The sequence below is a fragment of the Pseudomonas sp. JS425 genome (genome assembly GCF_018223845.1).
GTDB classification, from domain to species: Bacteria; Pseudomonadota; Gammaproteobacteria; order Pseudomonadales; family Pseudomonadaceae; genus Aquipseudomonas; species Aquipseudomonas asiatica.
Genome location: NZ_CP073661.1, coordinates 5,421,260 through 5,438,965 on the forward strand (window position 1 = coordinate 5,421,260; position 17,706 = coordinate 5,438,965).

16 protein-coding genes are annotated in these 17,706 nt (G+C 57.3%); 14 read left to right on the forward strand and 2 right to left on the reverse strand.

Annotation, left to right across the window (positions count from 1 at the left end):
* Positions 1-119: 119 nt before the first annotated feature.
* The 10 genes from phbB (at position 120) to KDB76_RS25015 (ending at position 12,159) form a co-directional block, all read left to right on the forward strand.
* The gene (gene phbB, locus KDB76_RS24970; protein WP_181126744.1) at positions 120-863 is read left to right on the forward strand and encodes an acetoacetyl-CoA reductase; all 744 of its coding nucleotides are present in this window, start codon (positions 120-122) and stop codon (positions 861-863) included.
* A gap of 261 nt (positions 864-1,124) precedes the next feature.
* A complete protein-coding gene (gene phaC, locus KDB76_RS24975; RefSeq protein ID WP_181126743.1) occupies positions 1,125-2,840 on the forward strand; it encodes a class I poly(R)-hydroxyalkanoic acid synthase in 1,716 nt (571 codons plus the stop codon).
* Positions 2,841-2,898: 58 nt separating this feature from the next.
* Entirely contained in the window at positions 2,899-3,828 is a 930-nt protein-coding gene (locus tag KDB76_RS24980) for a ketoacyl-ACP synthase III (protein ID WP_181126742.1), read from the forward strand.
* Positions 3,829-4,068: 240 nt separating this feature from the next.
* Positions 4,069-5,523, forward strand: a complete 1,455-nt coding sequence (locus KDB76_RS24985; protein ID WP_181126741.1) for an efflux transporter outer membrane subunit — start codon at positions 4,069-4,071, stop codon at positions 5,521-5,523.
* A gap of 11 nt (positions 5,524-5,534) precedes the next feature.
* Positions 5,535-6,614 carry an efflux RND transporter periplasmic adaptor subunit gene (locus KDB76_RS24990; protein ID WP_181126740.1) on the forward strand — a complete coding sequence of 360 codons (1,080 nt, stop codon included), beginning with the start codon at positions 5,535-5,537 and terminating at the stop codon, positions 6,612-6,614.
* A gap of 3 nt (positions 6,615-6,617) precedes the next feature.
* Positions 6,618-9,365 (forward strand): ribosome-associated ATPase/putative transporter RbbA, encoded by a 2,748-nt coding sequence (gene rbbA, locus KDB76_RS24995; RefSeq protein WP_212632202.1) that lies wholly within the window; start codon positions 6,618-6,620, stop codon positions 9,363-9,365.
* A 1-nt stretch (position 9,366) separates the two neighbouring features.
* A complete protein-coding gene (locus tag KDB76_RS25000) occupies positions 9,367-10,491 on the forward strand; it encodes an ABC transporter permease (protein ID WP_181126738.1) in 1,125 nt (374 codons plus the stop codon).
* A gap of 99 nt (positions 10,492-10,590) precedes the next feature.
* Complete coding sequence (locus KDB76_RS25005; RefSeq protein ID WP_181126737.1) at positions 10,591-10,806, forward strand: YgdI/YgdR family lipoprotein; 216 nt, start codon at positions 10,591-10,593, stop codon at positions 10,804-10,806.
* Between the two features lie 109 nt (positions 10,807-10,915).
* Complete coding sequence (locus KDB76_RS25010) at positions 10,916-11,329, forward strand: DUF4398 domain-containing protein (protein WP_181126736.1); 414 nt, start codon at positions 10,916-10,918, stop codon at positions 11,327-11,329.
* A gap of 50 nt (positions 11,330-11,379) precedes the next feature.
* Complete coding sequence (locus KDB76_RS25015) at positions 11,380-12,159, forward strand: OmpA family protein (RefSeq protein ID WP_181126735.1); 780 nt, start codon at positions 11,380-11,382, stop codon at positions 12,157-12,159.
* Between the two features lie 324 nt (positions 12,160-12,483).
* Here the strand turns inward: KDB76_RS25015 and KDB76_RS25020 are convergent, their stop codons facing one another.
* Positions 12,484-13,140, reverse strand: a complete 657-nt coding sequence (locus tag KDB76_RS25020; RefSeq protein ID WP_181126734.1) for an inovirus Gp2 family protein — start codon at positions 13,138-13,140, stop codon at positions 12,484-12,486.
* Between the two features lie 475 nt (positions 13,141-13,615).
* Positions 13,616-13,816: an AlpA family transcriptional regulator gene (locus KDB76_RS25025; protein ID WP_181126733.1), complete on the reverse strand. Its 201-nt coding sequence runs from the start codon at positions 13,814-13,816 to the stop codon at positions 13,616-13,618.
* A gap of 322 nt (positions 13,817-14,138) precedes the next feature.
* On the opposite strand from KDB76_RS25025, the gene KDB76_RS25030 reads away from it, so the two are divergent.
* From KDB76_RS25030 to KDB76_RS25045, 4 genes are all read left to right on the forward strand, one after another.
* Positions 14,139-14,987 (forward strand): hypothetical protein, encoded by an 849-nt coding sequence (locus tag KDB76_RS25030; protein WP_181126732.1) that lies wholly within the window; start codon positions 14,139-14,141, stop codon positions 14,985-14,987.
* Positions 14,988-15,177: 190 nt separating this feature from the next.
* Positions 15,178-15,501, forward strand: a complete 324-nt coding sequence (locus tag KDB76_RS25035; RefSeq protein ID WP_181126731.1) for a hypothetical protein — start codon at positions 15,178-15,180, stop codon at positions 15,499-15,501.
* Between the two features lie 111 nt (positions 15,502-15,612).
* The gene (locus KDB76_RS25040) at positions 15,613-16,581 is read left to right on the forward strand and encodes a DUF932 domain-containing protein (RefSeq protein WP_212632203.1); all 969 of its coding nucleotides are present in this window, start codon (positions 15,613-15,615) and stop codon (positions 16,579-16,581) included.
* Between the two features lie 75 nt (positions 16,582-16,656).
* Positions 16,657-17,661 (forward strand): lambda-exonuclease family protein, encoded by a 1,005-nt coding sequence (locus tag KDB76_RS25045; RefSeq protein WP_024947259.1) that lies wholly within the window; start codon positions 16,657-16,659, stop codon positions 17,659-17,661.
* Positions 17,662-17,706: the final 45 nt, after the last annotated feature.

The following is a 17,706-nucleotide window of genomic DNA, read 5'->3' on the forward strand; positions in this document are numbered from 1 at the left end:
CTCTAGCTGGAAGCTAAGGACATTTAGCTGGCACCTCGGGACGTTGCCGGAAGTACGCCGGCACCCGATGATTGTAGCCGCCTGCCTTAAGCCCGGTTCAATCAACGAGGAATTCTGCAATGACAGTTGAGCGCGTCGCCCTTATCACGGGGGGAATGGGTGGTATCGGTACTGCGATCAGCCAGCGCCTACACAAAGATGGTTTTACCGTAATCGTCGGCTGCAACCCCGACTCCAGCCGCAAGAGTGCCTGGATTGCCCAGCAACTCGAAGCTGGTTATCACTTTCATTGCTTGGACTTCAATATATGTGACTGGGATAGTACCCATACGGCCCTGGAAGCCGTACGCCAGAATATCGGCCCAGTCGATGTACTGGTGAACAATGCCGGCATCACTCGCGACGCCTCCTTCCGCAAGCTGACTTTGGAAAACTGGAAGGCTGTGATCGACACAAATCTCAATGGCCTGTTCAACACGACCAAGCAGGTTATCGAGAGCATGCTGGAGCGTCGCTGGGGACGGATCATCAACATCGCCTCGATCAACGGCCAGCGCGGCCAGTTCGGGCAAACCAACTATTCGGCGGCCAAGGCCGGTGTCCATGGTTTCAGCATGGCCCTGGCACGCGAGGTAAGTGGCAAGGGCGTGACCGTCAACACCGTCTCCCCCGGCTACATCGAAACCAACATGACCGCCGCCATCCGCCCTGACATTCTTGCGGACATGATCGCCGCCACCCCAGTCGGACGCCTGGGTCATCCGGAAGAAATTGCTTCCCTGGTGGCCTGGCTAGCTTCGGATGAGTCTGCCTACGCAACCGGTGCTGATTTCTCGGTCAACGGCGGCATGAACATGCAATGAAGGACTCATGCTGCAGACACCGCTTTGTGCTCTCGACTATCGGGAACTGGCTTGTTGCTGCTACGAGAAATAGTCAGACGTAACGCACATAAGGGCCAACCCAGCGCAGCATTAGCGACTATGTAACATAGCCCTAAATTTCGAATATCAACGCTTTATCGCCCCGGGGAAACCACCACCCCCTCATTTCCCCCTGCTTGGGCGTCCCGCGTTTGCTTGCGAATGCGGTTTTATTTTCAGTAACAGGACATCTGGCAGCCCATGGACAGCAATGCACATACCTTCAGTAGTTACTGGTCTGGACAAGCCCCATTCATTGCTAGCCTTGGCCTCCAGCAACTGCGGTTGTGGCTGGCGAAAAACCCCTGGTTCAGCGACTACGACCAGAGTACCTGGTTCGAGGTCCCTGCCGAGCAGCTCGAACGTCTGCAACTCGACTACCAGCAGGAATGTCTCGCCCTGACCCAGAGCCTGTTTGCGGCCCAGCCTTTCAATTTCAGCGACCCACGCTTCGCCAGCGAGAGTTGGAGTGAACCCCTGTTTGGTGCCTTGGCCGCTGCCTATTTGCTCAATTCTAGCTACCTAACTCGCCTGGTAGCACTACTGCCCATAAAGGCGAAAAAACCCCGTCGGCGGCTGGACTATCTAGTCGAGCAAGCGATTGCTGCCAGCGCCCCCAGCAATTTCTTGGCAAGCAACCCAGATGCTCTGAAGAGACTAGTGGAAACCTCGGGTGCCAGCCTGCAAGCCGGCGCTCTCCACCTGCTCGGCGATGTTCAGGAAGGCAAATTGCGCCAGTGCGACGCGGGCGACTTTGAAGTAGGCGTCAACCTGGCGATCACCCCTGGCGAAGTAGTCTTTGAAAACACTATCTTCCAGTTGATCCAGTACCGTCCTGCAGGCGACAGCCAGTATCAGACGCCGTTATTTATCGTTCCTCCGGCAATCAATAAGTACTACATTCTCGACATGCGGCCAGAGAACTCGCTGGTGCGCCACCTGGTGGAACAAGGCCACTCGGTGTTCCTTATGTCCTGGCGTAACTTCGGCCAGGAACAAGCCAATCTGGGCTGGGGTGACTTGGTCCAGGATGGCGTCATCAGTGCACTGCGGGTGAGCCGGGCGATCAGCGGGGTACGCTGTCTCAACTGCCTAGGCTTTTGCGTCGGCGGCACCCTGCTAAGCAGCGCCCTCGCAGTGCTCGCCGACCGCGGCGACCAGGATGTGGCCAGCTTGAGCTTGCTGGCAACCTTTCTCGATTACCAGGATACCGGACCGATCGATGTATTCGTCGATGAGCAATTGGTGGCTTACCGGGAGCGTACCATCGGTGGCCTGAACGGCAGCGTGGGTCTATTTCGTGGAGAAGACATGGGCAACACCTTCTCCCTGCTACGCCCTAACGACCTGTGGTGGAACTACCATGTCAACAAATACCTCAAGGGTCAGAAACCCCGAGCGCTCGACCTGCTGTTCTGGAACAACGACAGCACCAACCTGCCCGGCCCCATGTATTGCTGGTACCTGCGCCACACCTATCTGCAGAACGACTTGAAGTCCGGCGATCTGCAAATCTGTGGCAGCCGACTGGATCTGAGCCAGATCAAGGCCCCCGCCTACCTGCTCGGCACCAAGGAAGACCATATCGTTCCCTGGCGCAGCGCCTACGCCAGCTCTGCCCTGCTTGCCGGCCCCTGCCGCTTCGTGCTCGCCGCTTCGGGGCATATTGCCGGCGTGATCAACCCGCCCGCCCAAAACAAACGCCACTACTGGATCAACGAAGACACTCCGGCCAGCCCGGACGACTGGTTCGCCAGTACCACCCAGCAGCCGGGCAGTTGGTGGAATGACTGGTTCGACTGGCTCGCCGGTCACTCAGGAGAGCGCCAGAGTGCAACGAGCAGCCTCGGGAGTGCCGAGTACCCCCCTTTGGAACCTGCGCCGGGTCGCTACGTCATGACCAAGAGCCAGCAATAGAGCGCACTCTCGACAGCCCCAAAACCTGCCATCAAAACCCGACACCCTTGGAACTTCTATGATCGGAATAAAAGGTATTGCCAGCTATATCCCGTCTGGGCGGGTCGATAACATCGCCCAAGCAGCATCTTTCGAGCGTGACGAAGCGTTCGTCATGTCCAAGATCGGAACAAGCACGCTCGCGCTGAAGGCAGCGCACGAAGAGACCTCAGACCTCGGTGCCGCAGCTTTGCGCAACCTGTTGGCTCGCAATCCCGGACTCAAGGCCAGCGATATCGACGCGCTGGTTGTCGTGACCCAGAACGGCGACGGTGAGGGACTGCCACACACCTCTACCATAGTCCAGCACAAGGCGGGGCTGCCCACAACGACCGCTTGCTTCGATATCGCCCTGGGCTGCTCCGGTTTCGTCTACGGGCTTTATGCACTCAAGGGCTTCATGCAGGCGGCAAACCTGAAAAATAGCGTGCTGATCACCGCCGACCCCTACTCGAAGCAAATCGACCATGCAGACCGCGCTACAGCCTTGTTATTTGGCGACGCAGCGACCGCGACCTGGATCGGCGAAGACCCGATCTGGAACCTTGGCCCAGTCCGTTTTGGCAGCGACGGCGGCGGTGCCGAATACCTGATGCGCAAGGATGGCCTGTTCCGCATGAATGGCCGTCAGGTGCTGGAGTTCGCCGATGCCAATGTCGTTGCACAGATCGACGAGGTGCTGGAACTGGACGGCCTGACACTGGATGCGGTGGACGCCGTTCTGTTGCATCAGGGCAGCGCCACCATCGTCGACCTGCTCACCCAGCGCCTGGGCAAGCAAGGCCACAAGGTCATCAAAGATCTGAGCGACGTGGGTAATACCGTGTCCTCAAGCATTCCGCTGCTAATAACACGTCACGTCGAGGACTCGGACTGGAGCACCCTGCTGATCAGCGGCTTTGGCGTCGGTCTGTCGTGGGGCTCCGCCGTACTGCATCGCAACCGGTGAAGACGAGAACCGATCAGCAACGCTCATCTGAAAACCGAATCATCAACGTGGGGCTGGACCAATGAGGCCGGCACTCCGGCGAGCAGGCTCAGGCATCAATCCACCCTTACGAACTCAGCGATTAGCAGTGGCAAACTTATGAAATCACCACAATCAGCCCAGATGCACTCCACAGGATTGGCGAGCCCCTCTGATCGATCACCGCGCTCGACACTGGCCACGCCCAGCGTTTGCCTGCGCATGGGCATCTCTGGTCTGCTCGCTACCGCTCTCAGCGGCTGCCTCTCGCTGAGCCCCGAACTACAGACGCCACCGGCACCGGTGCCACAAAGCTGGCAGGCGAGCCGGCTGGATGGAGCCGACGTCGCACGCGAGGAGCACAACCAGCCCTGGCGCAGTTATTTCACCGACCCGGTTCTGCAACGTTTGATCGAAACCGCACTCGACAACAACCGCGATCTACGCAGCGCCATACTGCGCGTCGAAGAGTCCCGGACTGCCTTCGCCATCCAGCGTAGTGAGCGCTTTCCGGAAATTACCATCGACGCTCAAGGCGCTCGCTCGCGTCTGCCCGGAGACCTCAACCTCACGGAGCGCACACGGGTTGCCGGTGACTACCGTGCGCAAGTGGGTCTGAACAGTTGGGAGCTGGATCTCTGGGGTCGCGTGCGCAGCCTCGAAGATGCCGCCCTGCAGAGCTGGCTGGCCACCGAAGCGGCGCAGCAGGCCGTGCGCATCGCCCTGATCACCGAGGTCGCCGACATCTACCTTGGCCTGCGCGAACTGGACGAACGCATTAGCAAGGCACACCAAAGCGTCATCAGCCGCGAAGAGTCATATCGCATCTTCAGCCGTCGCTATCAGGTCGGTGCCACTGCCAAGCTGGAGCTGACCCAGGTACAAACCCTGCTGACCCAGGCCCAGTCCCTGCTCGCCCAACTGGAACAGGCACGTGATAACCAGATAAATGCCCTGCGCCTGCTGGTCGGTGGCGATCCTGGGGCTCTGCCACAGCAAGGCGTGTTTGACGAAACCACCGTTCTGGCCGAACTGGCTCCCGGCCTGTCCTCGGATCTGTTGGAGAACCGACCCGACATCATCGCTGCCGAACATCGCCTGCGTGCAGCCAATGCCAATATCGGCGCGGCCCGTGCGGCGTTCTTTCCACGCATCGCGCTGACCGGCGGCTGGGGTACGGCGAGTGCCGATCTCGACGGTCTGTTCGACTCTGGTAGCCGTGCCTGGAGCTTCGTGCCCACACTTTCCCTACCAATCTTCGACGGTGGCCGCCGGCGCGCCAACCTTGAATTAAGCGAAGTGCGCCGTGATCTTGCCATCGCATCGTATGAACAAAGCATCCAGACCGCCTTCCGCGAGGTGGCTGATGCGCTCTCGGCGCGGCACTGGCAAACCCGTCAACTGGCAATCCAGCGGACCGCCCAGGAGGCCCAAGCCGAACGCGCACGCCTTGCCCAGTTGCGTTACGACAACGGTTCGGCAGCTTATCTGGAAGTCCTCGATGCCCAGCGTGACCTGCTGGATAGCGAACAACAACTAGTGAGCTCGCGGCGCGCCCTGCTTTCCAGCCAGATCGAACTGTACAGCGCCCTGGGCGGCGATACCCGTGCCGGGGACGCCAGCGCCGCGCAAAGCCCTAGGCGCCCCTCGGCACCCGCCCCCATTGAACAAGACTGATCGAGCGAACCATGAACAACCCATCCCCCCTGAAAAACAAAATCGTGCTCGGTCTGCTGGCCGCTGGTGTCATCACTCTGGCCTGGTGGGGCTGGCAGAAGTTTGCGGACGATGGTCCGGGTGAAGGCTTCGTCAGCGGCAACGGGCGCATCGAAGCCACAGAGATCGATATCGCCAGCAAACTGGCCGGGCGCATCGAAGATATCCAGGTCTATGAAGGCGACTTCGTCAAAGCCGGGCAGCCGCTGGTACGGATGCAACTCGATGTCCTGCAGGCCCAGCGCGACGAGGCGATGGCAGCCCTGCGCCAGGCCGAGCAGTCCGTTGCGGCGACTGAAGCACAGGTCGCGCTGAAGGAAAGCGATGTGCTTGCCGCTGAGGCACTGGTGGTCCAGCGCGAGGCTGAATTGGTCGCCGCACAACGGCGCCTGACGCGCTCGCAAACACTCTCGAAGGAAGGAGCTGCCTCGCTTCAGGAGCTGGACGATGACCTCGCCTCGGTACGTGCCGCGCAGGCCGTACTGGCAGCCGCCAAAGCACAGACCAAGGCAGCCGGCGCTGCAGTGAATGCCGCCAAGGCGCAGCAGGTCGGGGCCCAATTCTCGGTCACTGCCGCCGCGGCCAGCGTGGCCCGCATCGAGGCAGACATCCGCGACAGTGAACTCAAGGCCCCGCGTGACGGTCGCGTGCAGTTCCGCGTAGCCCAGCCCGGTGAGGTGCTTCCTGCTGGCGGTCGTGTGCTCAACGTCATCGACCTGTCTGACGTGTACATGACCTTCTTCTTGCCCAATGAGATCGCTGGGAGGGTCGCTCTGGGCACACAGGTGCGCATCGTCCTCGATGCTGCACCCGACATGCCCATCCCGGCTACGGTCTCCTTTGTCGCCAGTCAGGCCCAGTTCACCCCCAAGACCGTGGAAACAGCCTCTGAGCGGCAAAAGCTGATGTTCCGCGTCAAGGCGCAGATTGCTCCAGAACTCCTGCGTCAGCACCTGGAACAGGTCAAGACCGGACTCCCTGGCGTCGCCTGGGTCAAGCTTGACGCCACCACTGCCTGGCCTGCCTTCCTGTCCACACAACTGGTGCAATGACCGATGACCCAGGCACAAGAGTCTCGCGCCAGCGTCGCGCGCGTCAGTCAGGTCAGCCTGCACTATGGCAAAACCCTGGCACTCGACGCCCTCGACCTGGACCTACCGGCCGGCGGCATGATCGGCCTGATCGGCCCCGATGGCGTAGGTAAATCCAGCCTGATGTCACTGTTGGCAGGTGCCCGCGTAATCCAGGATGGGCAAATCGAGGTGCTGGGCGGTAACATGGCCGACAAGCGTCATCGTGACGCCGCTTGCCCACGAATCGCCTACATGCCGCAAGGCTTGGGCAAGAACCTCTACCCAACGCTGTCGGTCGAGGAAAACCTGCAGTTTTTCGCACGCCTGTTTGGTCACGGCGTGGATGAACGGCGCCGACGTATTGATGACCTTACAAACAGCACCGGCCTGCAATCATTCCTCAATCGGCCAGCCGGGAAACTCTCCGGTGGCATGAAGCAAAAGCTCGGACTGTGTTGTGCGTTGATCCATGATCCAGACTTCCTGCTACTGGACGAGCCGACCACCGGTGTCGACCCACTTGCCCGAGCGCAATTCTGGGAACTGATTGAGCGCATTCGCGGCGAACGTCCCAGCATGAGCGTACTGGTTGCCACTGCTTACATGGATGAGGCGCAGCGCTTCGACTGGCTGGTAGCAATGGACGACGGCCGCGTTCTGGCCACCGGCACACCCACGCAGATGTTGGAGCGCACCCAAAGTGCAAGCCTCGAAGAAGCCTTCATCCGCCTGCTCCCCGAGCACAAGACGCGCGGTCACCAACCCGTGGTGATCCCGCCACTGGAAAGTAGCGAGAATGACATCGCGATTGAGGCGCAGGGGCTGACCATGCGCTTCGGTGACTTCATTGCCGTCGATAATGTGTCCTTCCGCATCCGCCGTGGTGAAATCTTCGGTTTCCTCGGCTCCAACGGCTGCGGTAAATCCACCACCATGAAGATGCTGACCGGCCTGTTGCCGGCCAGCGCCGGACAGGCCTGGTTGTTCGGCCAGGAAATCGACCCCAGGGACATAGACACGCGCCGGCGCGTGGGCTATATGTCGCAGGCCTTTTCACTCTATGGCGAACTGACCGTACAGCAGAACCTGGAGCTGCATGCGCAGCTCTTTCACGTCCCCGATACCGAGGTCGCCGGGCGCGTGGACGAGATGGTCGAGCGCTTCGGCCTGCAAGACATTCTTGACCGACTGCCCGATGCAATCCCTCTGGGTATGCGCCAACGCCTGTCACTCGCGGTCGCCATGGTGCACAAGCCTGAGCTGCTGATCCTCGATGAGCCGACCTCCGGCGTGGACCCGGTGGCGCGTGACAATTTCTGGCGCCTGCTGGTGGAGCTGTCGCGCCGCGACAAAGTCACCATCTTCATCTCCACCCATTTCATGAACGAGGCCGAGCGTTGCGATCGCATGTCGATGATGCATGCGGGCAAGGTACTCGACAGCGACGTCCCTGCACGATTGGTAGAAAAGCGCGGTGCCCGAAACCTGGAGGAAGCCTTCATCGGCTACCTGATCGAGGCCAGCGGCACCACTCAGGCCGCCGAACCAAGCCAGGTGCCAGCACCACCAACGGCAGCGCCGCAGCCACCGCCAAAACAACGGGCATTCAGCCTCCAGCGGCTGCTCAGCTACAGTTGGCGCGAAGCGCTGGAACTGCAACGTGACCCAGTACGCGCGACCCTGGCGCTGGGGGGCTCCCTGCTGCTGATGCTGGTGATGGGCTTCGGCATCACCATGGATGTCGAAGACTTGAACTATGCAGTGCTTGATCGTGACCAGACCACTTTCAGCCAGAACTACGCGCTGAGTCTATCCGGCTCCTCGCGCTACTTTGTCGAACAACCGCCACTGAGCGACTATGAAGACCTGGATCGGCGCATGCGTCGTGGCGAGATATCCCTCGCTGTGGAAATCCCCCCCGGCTTCGGTCGTGATCTGCTGCGCGGTCGCCAGGTCGAGATCGGTGCCTGGATCGACGGTTCCATGCCGCAACGCGCCGAGACCATTCAGGGTTACGTAAAGGGTATTCATCAGCACTGGCTGCAGGCACAGGCCGCGGAGCAGCTGGGCGGCCCTGCTCGTGGTTCTGCGATAATCGAAAATCGCTACCGCTACAACCCGGACATCGAAAGCTTGAAAGCAATGGTCCCGGCGGTCATACCGCTGCTGCTGCTCATGCTGCCAGCGATGCTCACCGCACTGGCCGTCGTGCGGGAGAAGGAGCTGGGATCGATCATCAACCTGTACGTCAGTCCGATCACCCGCACCGAGTTTCTGCTCGGCAAGCAACTGCCCTATGTACTGCTGGCCATGATCAACTTCCTGTGCATGAGTCTGCTTGCCGTCACGCTGTTCGGGGTTCCGATTACCGGCAGCTTTGCCACATTGACGCTGGCAACGCTGCTATTTGTGGTGATCGCAACCGGCATGGGATTACTCGCCTCAACGATCACCAGCAGCCAGATTGCCGCGATGTTCTTCGCCATGATTGGTACGATGCTGCCGGCAACACAACTGTCCGGACTGATCAACCCGGTTGCGTCCATGGAAGGCGTGAGCCGCCTGTTTGGCGAAATCTACCCGGCCACGCATATCTTCACCATCAGCCGTGGCGTGTTCAGTAAAGCACTGGGCTACGCAGACCTGCGCGGCGCGTTTGTGCCATTGCTGGTGGCGGTTCCAGTCATACTGGGGCTGTCCGTGGCCCTTCTGAAAAAGCAGGAACGCTGACATGAGGAAGCTGAGAAACGTCCTGCGTCTGGGCCGTAAGGAATTATGGAGCCTGCGGCGCGACCCAATGATGCTGTTGCTGATCGTCTATGTGTTCACCGTCTCCATCTACACCTCGGCCACCGCGCTGCCCGATACCCTGAGCAACGCGTCCATCGCCATCGTCGATGAGGACCAGTCGCCGCTGTCACAACGCATCGCCTCGGCGTTCTACCCGCCTAAATTCCTGTCCCCCCAGATAATCACACTAGATGAGATGGACAGCGGCATGGACAGCGGCGAGTTCACCTTCGTGCTCAACATTCCGGTGGGTTTTCAGCGCGACGTTTTGGCCGGGCGCACTCCGGCAATCCAGCTCAACGTCGATGCCACGCGCATGAGCCAGGCCTTCTCAGGCAACGGCTACATCCAGCAGATGGTCATGGAAGAGATCGAGGAGTTCGTGCAGCGCTACCGAGACAAGACGACCCTGCCCGTGGAGTTGAGCTTGCGCGCGCGCTTTAACCCAACACTGGAAAAGTCCTGGTTCGGCGGTATTGTCGAGATCATCAACACCGTGGCCATGCTCTCCATCATCCTGGTTGGCGCGGCCCTGATCCGCGAGCGCGAGCACGGTACCATCGAACACCTGCTGGTCATGCCCGTCACGCCTGGCGAGATCATGATCTCAAAGGTCTGGTCGATGAGCCTAGTAGTCCTGCTGGCCACCTTTCTATCACTCACACTGGTCATTCGGGGCTTCCTGCATGTGCCGATCGAAGGCTCGATTGCACTGTTCCTTATCGGAGTATTCCTGTGCCTATTCGCCATGACCTCGCTGGGCATCTATATGGCAACACTGGCCCGCAGCATGCCGCAGTTCGGCCTGTTGCTGATGCTCACCCTGATGCCGCTTAACATGCTATCGGGCGGCAGCACACCGCGCGAAAGCATGCCGCAACTGGTGCAGGACATAATGCTAATTGCACCGACCACCCATTTCGTCGACATAGGCCAATCTATCCTGTTCCGCGGCGCAGGCCTGGAAGTGGTCTGGAAACCCTTCATGGCACTGTTTTTCATAGGTGTTACATTGTTCATGCTAGCACTACAACGCTTTCAAAAGACAATTAGCCAAATGGCATAATTGATCGTGTGTTCCTCCTCGCAAAACTGGCTAATTCACAATTCGCATGCTGAAAATTTCATTGTATATTCCCATTATCTTTAACCCTGGAGTTTCATCATGAAGAAATCGCTCTTAGTGACCTGCGCTATTAGTTTTGGGCTGCTTGCGGGGTGCTCAACCCCCTCACTCATCGTGCTTAACGACGGCAAAGAGATTCAAACCCTGTCTACGCCCCGATATGATCAAAAAACTGGTTTCTATGAGTTCAAACAACCTGATGGCAAGCTTCAGCGCTTAAACAAAGAACAGGTGCGCACCATCAAGGACCTTTGACGCTACACACTTCCCCAAACAACTTGAATACTCAAAACTTAACTTTCATCCAGAAAGCTGGCCAGGCCTAGCCCCCAGTTCGAGAGCAATAACTTTAGGAGTGCTTCATATGGATCTAATTACACCCACACCTCTGGCATCCACTACCTCCATTAAATTCCTCAAAGGGCTCAAGCGAGCAACGATGGTACTGACTGTCGCAATAGCAGTTTCTGGCTGTGCTGGTAATCCGCCAACAGCCCAGTATGCCGTAACTCAATCCTCTGTGAGTTCCGCTGTGAGTGCTGGCGGTACCGAGTTCGCCGCCGTGGAAATGAAAGCGGCTCAGGACAAGTTCAAGCAGGCCGAAATCGCCATGCATGACAAGAAATACGACGACGCCAAGCGTCTGGCCGAGCAGGCTGAATGGGACGCACGCCTAGCCGAACGCAAGGCCCAGGCGGCCAAGGCCCAGAAGGCCGTGCAGGATGCCAGCCAGGGCGTTCAGGACGTACGTGAGGAAGGCCTGCGCAGCGCTCAGTGAGCCCTGCCCCGCCACCCTTAGACTTCGCACACGATCAAAGGATGAACACTATGCGCAATTACGTCATGATTCCCGCCCTGCTGGCCCTGAGCGTCGGCCTTGCTGCCTGCTCGCACGATCCTAACGCCAATCTGGAAGCGGCCCGCACCAACTTCTCCGCGCTGCAAAGCGACCCGCAGTCGAGCAAGGTTGCGGCACTGGAAACCAAAGACGCCCAGGACTGGCTGAACAAGGCCGACAAGGCCTACATGGACCGTGAAGACCAGAAGAAGGTCGACCAGTTGGCCTACCTGACCAACCAGCGTGTCGAAGTGGCCAAGCAGACCATTGCCCTGCGCACCGCTGAAGGTGAGCTGAAAAACGCCTCGGCCCAGCGCGCCCAGGCCAAACTGGACGCTCGCGACGCACAGATCGCGAAGCTGCAGGACAGCCTCAACGCCAAGCAGACCGATCGCGGTACGCTGGTAACCTTCGGCGACGTGCTGTTCGACTTCAACAAGGCCGAACTCAAGAGCAACGCCTACCCGAACATCACCAAGCTGGCCCAGTTCCTCCAGGAAAACCCGGAGCGCAAGGTGATTGTCGAGGGCTACACCGACAGCGTCGGCTCGGCCAACTACAATCAGACCCTGTCCGAGCGCCGCGCCGGTGCCGTACGTTTGGCGCTGGTACGTGCAGGAGTCCACGCAGCCCGCATCGTGTCACAGGGTCATGGTAAGGAATACCCGGTTGCAGACAACAGCAGCGACTCAGGCCGTGCACAAAACCGCCGGGTCGAAGTAACGATCTCCAACGACAGTCAACCAGTAACACCGCGCGAGCCCAAATAGTCCTAAATCTACTCACAGCACGCCTCCCTTAGCGTTCGGAAGTTAATGGTGTTCACCAATGTTTAAGTGAACACCACTTCCATCCCTACAAACGCACCTTTTAACTGCGCCGGTAGTTCGAACCGTCTGGTTAGTAAAAAGTGGGCAGTCCTGAACTAGTAATAGTTACACCGTACTGACTCTATCCGTATTAGCCTGTGGAAGCCGGAAATCGGTCCCGAGCGTGCCCCCAGTGCTCTCACGAGTTCATAGCGAAATCGTCAACTGAAACAAATCCGACATCTATCCTCTGTCTTTAAAGTCCTTCGACTTTCAAGACTGCTATCAACCTCGACTGCATCCGAAACCATGCTGGCCATTTCCATAAGCCTTGGAAGCAACCTTGCAAAGATAACTGGCACGGTGGAACAAGTCGGCCAATGCTCCGTTGTCCTCATGATCCACTCTGTACACCGGGTTGTCTGGTATCTCCACCAAACCTGCCACCTGATTGACCTGAAGCCCCAAAGCACTGGCCCAAGCCTCCTGCAAGCGACTGATCATGTTGGGATTGTCTGACTGCAGCTTACCAACCGTGTAGAAGGCGTCTCGATTGAGCAGAATCAGAACGTGATAATGCGGGCGTTGCCTTGTCCCCTCCTCCCTGACCCATACGTAACGGACCTTACTTCCATGAGCATACGGATTCCGCTCACAAGCCTTCAGTCGGTTGTGCTCGATCTTAGCCTTGAACGACTCAATAAACCTGCTGATGACCTGGTTGGTGTATGCATAATCAGGCAAGTCGATACCGATTGGCAGACGTAGATCGATTCTAAAGGCTAACAGCCTCGGATACTGGCTAAGCGTGTTTTCAACGGTGCGTTTCAATGCAGCCAAGTACTCAGCTACAAATGGCCCCTTCTCGATCATGACTGGAAGACCTTCAAACAGATCGCCAGCGTGAATGTGAAGGTTGGTGTTATCGGGATGACGCAGCATGGTAACCACTCTCTTTGCTAAGACTCATATACTCAGCAAGCGTGGTATTTATTTACGAGTTACACGGTGCCAACCATCCCTACCCAAACATCCTGCACATCACCTAGCCTGAAGAGAGAATCACTAGGGAGATAAGTGCTTGGGTAGCATGTGAAGCAATGGGTAGATTCTAGCCACCAAGGTGTTTGCCAGGAGGTAGATAAACTTCAGATAGCCAACACCATGCTAGGCATTGGATAGATACAGATATTCAGTAGTATGAGCAGGCACTAGCCACTCCCACATCATGATGGATAGTTATATATAAAAGCATATTACCCATACCGAAAACAAAACGACACCATACTCCCCGTTAATGCCCGCCAAACCATTATAAAAATCAGCAAACACCTCATTCATTCAACTCCAGTAAAAAACCATCATGATCCGACATCAACCGGATCATGATGGCGACTATGCTCGTCAACGCAAATTATCAGCTAGCCAGGCCTAAAGCTTTATCACGCTCAGCCACCTTAGCGAGAATCCAGTCGTGAACTTCGCTTTCTAGCCAGCCGACGCATCGATCCCCTAACGGCACCGGAATTGGAAACTGACCTTCTGCGATGTACTTATAAATCGTGGATCGGGAAAGACCAGTAAGATCCATGACCTCTTTCAGGCGGATTATCCTCATGAACGTAGCTCCTGTATTCGTCCAGAGGATTGGCAAGGCCAGTAAAATTTGACGGACGACGAACCCACCCCACACCTTGTCGGCACGCCGCCCTCTCGCCATCCGTCCATTGCCTCCTACCCTCAACACCCTTCTGGGGGATAATGCTCGTCTCAGAGGACTTGCCTTTTTCAAACGTAAATAGCCACAAACACACCTACAGACCCAGTGAAATCGTGTACTTAAGAAAATTTTGTACTACTAGAGTGCACCTAGATTGACTCAATAATCACGATAGGGTAAATCTAGCTTCACCCTTGAGCTTGCATAGAGTGATCCTAGTATGGCGATACGTTACAACGATGAGTTAAGCCAGGTTCTCGGCGATTCCGAGTACAGCGAGCGCCATGACATATGGCTTTGGTACACACTCGTTTTCTTCGAACAAAGTTTCAATAAAGAAGCACTCCCAGACTATGGAATGCGAGATAAGATGGCTCGATACCTCCAAGCAAACCAATGGAAGGTCGATCCACTATTGCAGAGAAGACGAGAGCAACTCACCCCCAAGAAACACCTAGAGTGGATCACGAATGAACGCCGACTAGTGGAATGGCTAACAAAAGAAATTCAAAACTCAACCAAGCACAGCCAACTTAACTTCCCATTCAATCTTTCTGGAAGGGATCTCCCTATAGCAATACTTGACGTCTGGGAACGAGACCTTACCGAAAAGACATCTCTAATCAAAAATCTGGAGCAGCGGTGGCGCGAGCACAAAGCCCACGACAAAAAATACTCATGGTTTAAAGACGACAGTCAAAAATGCTCACTCGCTTACGAGTGGCTACAAAAGAACACATACCTCTCCATCTTCCGCACGCCCATCGAAACATATGAGGACCTACTGATCTTTTTCGACAACGCGAACTACACTTCCGAACAAGAAGAACTTTATATTGGGAAAATTAAAAAACTATGGAACCAAAGAAAATACAGAAGCACATTAAAGGGAAAGTCACAGTATAACTTTGTCCTGTCAGACAAGACCGTGGAGATGCTAGACAAAATTTCAGAACAACACGAAATCAGTCGAGCACGAGCACTAGAAATACTCGTAGAGATAGAGGCTAAAAAAGGCTTATACATCTCAGAAAAGCTGCAAAACTCTAAACTGCTTCGCAACACTTAGCCCAAACCATGCATAACGACCGAAAACATACCAACGCCAAGTCTATCAATGCTAAGAAGGCAACCACTCCAGCCAGAAACCACCAGCAAATTAGATTCAAATAATTTTCAAACCTATATCATTAATTTGAAGGCCTAGCAGTAGGCCTTCTCCCGCGGTTAAATCGGCCTGATATAGGAAAATTTCTCTCATGAACTGTCCCGTATGTAGTTCTGCACGCATTGCAACGAAGTATCTCGGCAAAAAGGCCGGTGGTGTCATCGGATCGATTGGTGGTGCCGCCAGTGGCGTGTCCAGCGTACTAGCAGGTGCCGAGGCTGGCGCGACTGTCGGTGCTTTTGCCGGCCCTGTCGGCATTGCCCTGGGCGGTATCACCGGAGCCATCTTCGGAGGGCTCGTAGGTGGCGCCACCGGAGCGGTAGCTGGTGCAGCGATTGGCTCTCAAATCGATGAGAGAGTGTTGAACAATCACCAGTGCCTGGAATGCGGGCACGAGTTCAGCCTCTACGACTGACGCCCCACGATCCCTATTCCGCTTATTCGCCCCCTTTCCACTCCCTATTTCTGCCGGTGCTGTGCAATGCGCAGCGCTTTATGCCGGCTATTGCTCAAAGGAATATCTCCCATGGCTCATCAAATCGAACAAATGGCTTATGTTGGGACTACCCCCTGGCACGGCCTGGGCAACAATCTGCCGCGTAAACAATCCATTGAAGTCTGGCAGCGCGAAGCCGGTATGAACTGGCAAATCTTGGAAAGCCCTGTGCACTTCAAGTCGGATGCCGTCGGCCACCTGGGGGCCATTCACTCCTTCCCTGAACAAAAGGTCCTCTACCGCTCAGACACCAAGGCACCGTTGTCGGTGGTTTCCCAGCGCTATCACACGGTACAACCTCGGGAGGTCTTGGAATTCTACCGCGACCTGACCGAGGTCTCCGGCTACGAGCTGGAAACAGCCGGCGTGCTCAAGGGCGGTCGTAAGTTCTGGGCGCTGGCGCGTACCGGGCAAGGTGCAGAGCTGAAGGGCAACGACCAGGTCAACGGCTACCTCCTGCTGGCCACCTCCTGCGATGGCACCCTGGCCACCACTGCAACGCCAACCACCGTGCGCGTGGTATGCAACAACACCCTGACCATCGCCTTGGATGGCAGCAGCCGCGCAATCAAAGTACCGCACAACACTCGCTTTGACCCGAAGACAGTGAAGAGGCAACTGGGCATCGCAGTCTCGCAATGGGACGAGTTTATGTACCGTATGCGCGTGCTGTCCGAGCGCAAGGTGCAGTGGCATGAGGCATTGGGCTACTTCATGAACGTGATGTGTGAGACCAGCCCGACCGGCGCTCTGCCGGAGCAACTGCCCAACGAGCGCGCTCTGCGAAAGATACAGGAGCTTTATGAAGGCCGTGGTCGCGGTAGCCAGCTGGACTCGGCGCGCGGCACCGCCTGGGGCCTGCTCAACGCCGTGACCGAATACGTCGACCACGAGCGCCGTGCGCGCAGCAACGAGTACCGCATGGACTCGGCCTGGTTCGGCCAAGGCGCGCAGATCAAGCAACGCGCCCTGGATGCCGCGCTGCAGCTCGCCGCTTAACCCTTACTCACATCAACCCTCACGCCCGGTCAGCCTTGTGCTGGTCGGGCGTTTTTATGTCTGCAGGTGAATCCCATGAAAGCAACGTCATTGAACGGCAGCACCGGCAAGAAACGCCCTGCCCTGCGCCTGGTCAGCACCAAGGAGCTGCCGCGCGAGGACTGGCTGCAGATCCGCAAGCAGGGCATCGGCAGTTCGGATGCCGCCTCTGCGGTGGGACTGAATCCCTACAAGTCGCAGTTGGAGCTGTGGCTAGAGAAGACCGGTCGCGATGCTGGGCTACCGAAGGCCGATCCTCACGATGAGGAAAGCCCGCTGTACTGGGGCAATGTGCTGGAGCCCATCGTGGCTTGGCACTACAGCAAGCGCAGCCAACACAAGGTTCGACGGATCAACGCTGTACTACAGCATCCCGATCCGGCGCTCCCCTGGATGCTCGCCAATATCGACCGCGAGGTGATAGGTGCCGACGATGTTCAGATCCTTGAATGCAAGACTGCCGGCATAAACGGGGCACGCCTCTGGAAAGAGGGCGTGCCCGAATATGTGCAATTACAAGTCATGCACCAGCTCGCAGTCACTGGCAAGCAGGCCGCTGATGTGGCCGTGCTGCTCGGTGGCCAGCATCTGGAAATCCATCGCATCACACGCGACGAGGCGCTGATTGCTCGACTGATTGACCTAGAACGGCTGTTCTGGGATTACGTCGTCAGCGACACCCCTCCACCGGCAGATGGCACAGCGTCTGCGGAAGCGGCATTGCGCTGCCTCTACCCCGAGGATAACGGACAGACCCTGGACTTCAGCCAGCACACGGCGCTGACCAGCACCTTCCTGGAACTCAAGTCTGTTCGTCAGCACATTGCTCAGCAGGAAACGCGTGAGGCGCAGCTCAAGCAGGTTCTGCAGCAGGCTATGGGGGAAGCCACCCGTGCAGAGTTTGCCGAGGGCTACATCAGCTGGAAGAAATCCAAGGACAGCATTGGTCTGGATGTCGAACAGATGCTCAAAGACAAGCCCTACCTGCAGGTTCGCTACCCCAAGGCCAAAGCAGGCACTCGTCGCTTCCTGCTCGCCTGAAACAACCTGCTCACCCTAGCCACCCGGACCGTTCACGTCCCGGTG

Coding starts and splice junctions, on each gene's coding strand:
- phbB (WP_181126744.1), top strand. CDS start 120: ATGACAGTTGAGCGCGTCGCCCTTATCACGGGGGGAATGGGTGGTATC.
- phaC (WP_181126743.1), top strand. CDS start 1,125: ATGGACAGCAATGCACATACCTTCAGTAGTTACTGGTCTGGACAAGCC.
- KDB76_RS24980 (WP_181126742.1), top strand. CDS start 2,899: ATGATCGGAATAAAAGGTATTGCCAGCTATATCCCGTCTGGGCGGGTC.
- KDB76_RS24985 (WP_181126741.1), top strand. CDS start 4,069: ATGGGCATCTCTGGTCTGCTCGCTACCGCTCTCAGCGGCTGCCTCTCG.
- KDB76_RS24990 (WP_181126740.1), top strand. CDS start 5,535: ATGAACAACCCATCCCCCCTGAAAAACAAAATCGTGCTCGGTCTGCTG.
- rbbA (WP_212632202.1), top strand. CDS start 6,618: ATGACCCAGGCACAAGAGTCTCGCGCCAGCGTCGCGCGCGTCAGTCAG.
- KDB76_RS25000 (WP_181126738.1), top strand. CDS start 9,367: ATGAGGAAGCTGAGAAACGTCCTGCGTCTGGGCCGTAAGGAATTATGG.
- KDB76_RS25005 (WP_181126737.1), top strand. CDS start 10,591: ATGAAGAAATCGCTCTTAGTGACCTGCGCTATTAGTTTTGGGCTGCTT.
- KDB76_RS25010 (WP_181126736.1), top strand. CDS start 10,916: ATGGATCTAATTACACCCACACCTCTGGCATCCACTACCTCCATTAAA.
- KDB76_RS25015 (WP_181126735.1), top strand. CDS start 11,380: ATGCGCAATTACGTCATGATTCCCGCCCTGCTGGCCCTGAGCGTCGGC.
- KDB76_RS25020 (WP_181126734.1), bottom strand. CDS start 13,140: ATGCTGCGTCATCCCGATAACACCAACCTTCACATTCACGCTGGCGAT.
- KDB76_RS25025 (WP_181126733.1), bottom strand. CDS start 13,816: ATGAGGATAATCCGCCTGAAAGAGGTCATGGATCTTACTGGTCTTTCC.
- KDB76_RS25030 (WP_181126732.1), top strand. CDS start 14,139: ATGGCGATACGTTACAACGATGAGTTAAGCCAGGTTCTCGGCGATTCC.
- KDB76_RS25035 (WP_181126731.1), top strand. CDS start 15,178: ATGAACTGTCCCGTATGTAGTTCTGCACGCATTGCAACGAAGTATCTC.
- KDB76_RS25040 (WP_212632203.1), top strand. CDS start 15,613: ATGGCTCATCAAATCGAACAAATGGCTTATGTTGGGACTACCCCCTGG.
- KDB76_RS25045 (WP_024947259.1), top strand. CDS start 16,657: ATGAAAGCAACGTCATTGAACGGCAGCACCGGCAAGAAACGCCCTGCC.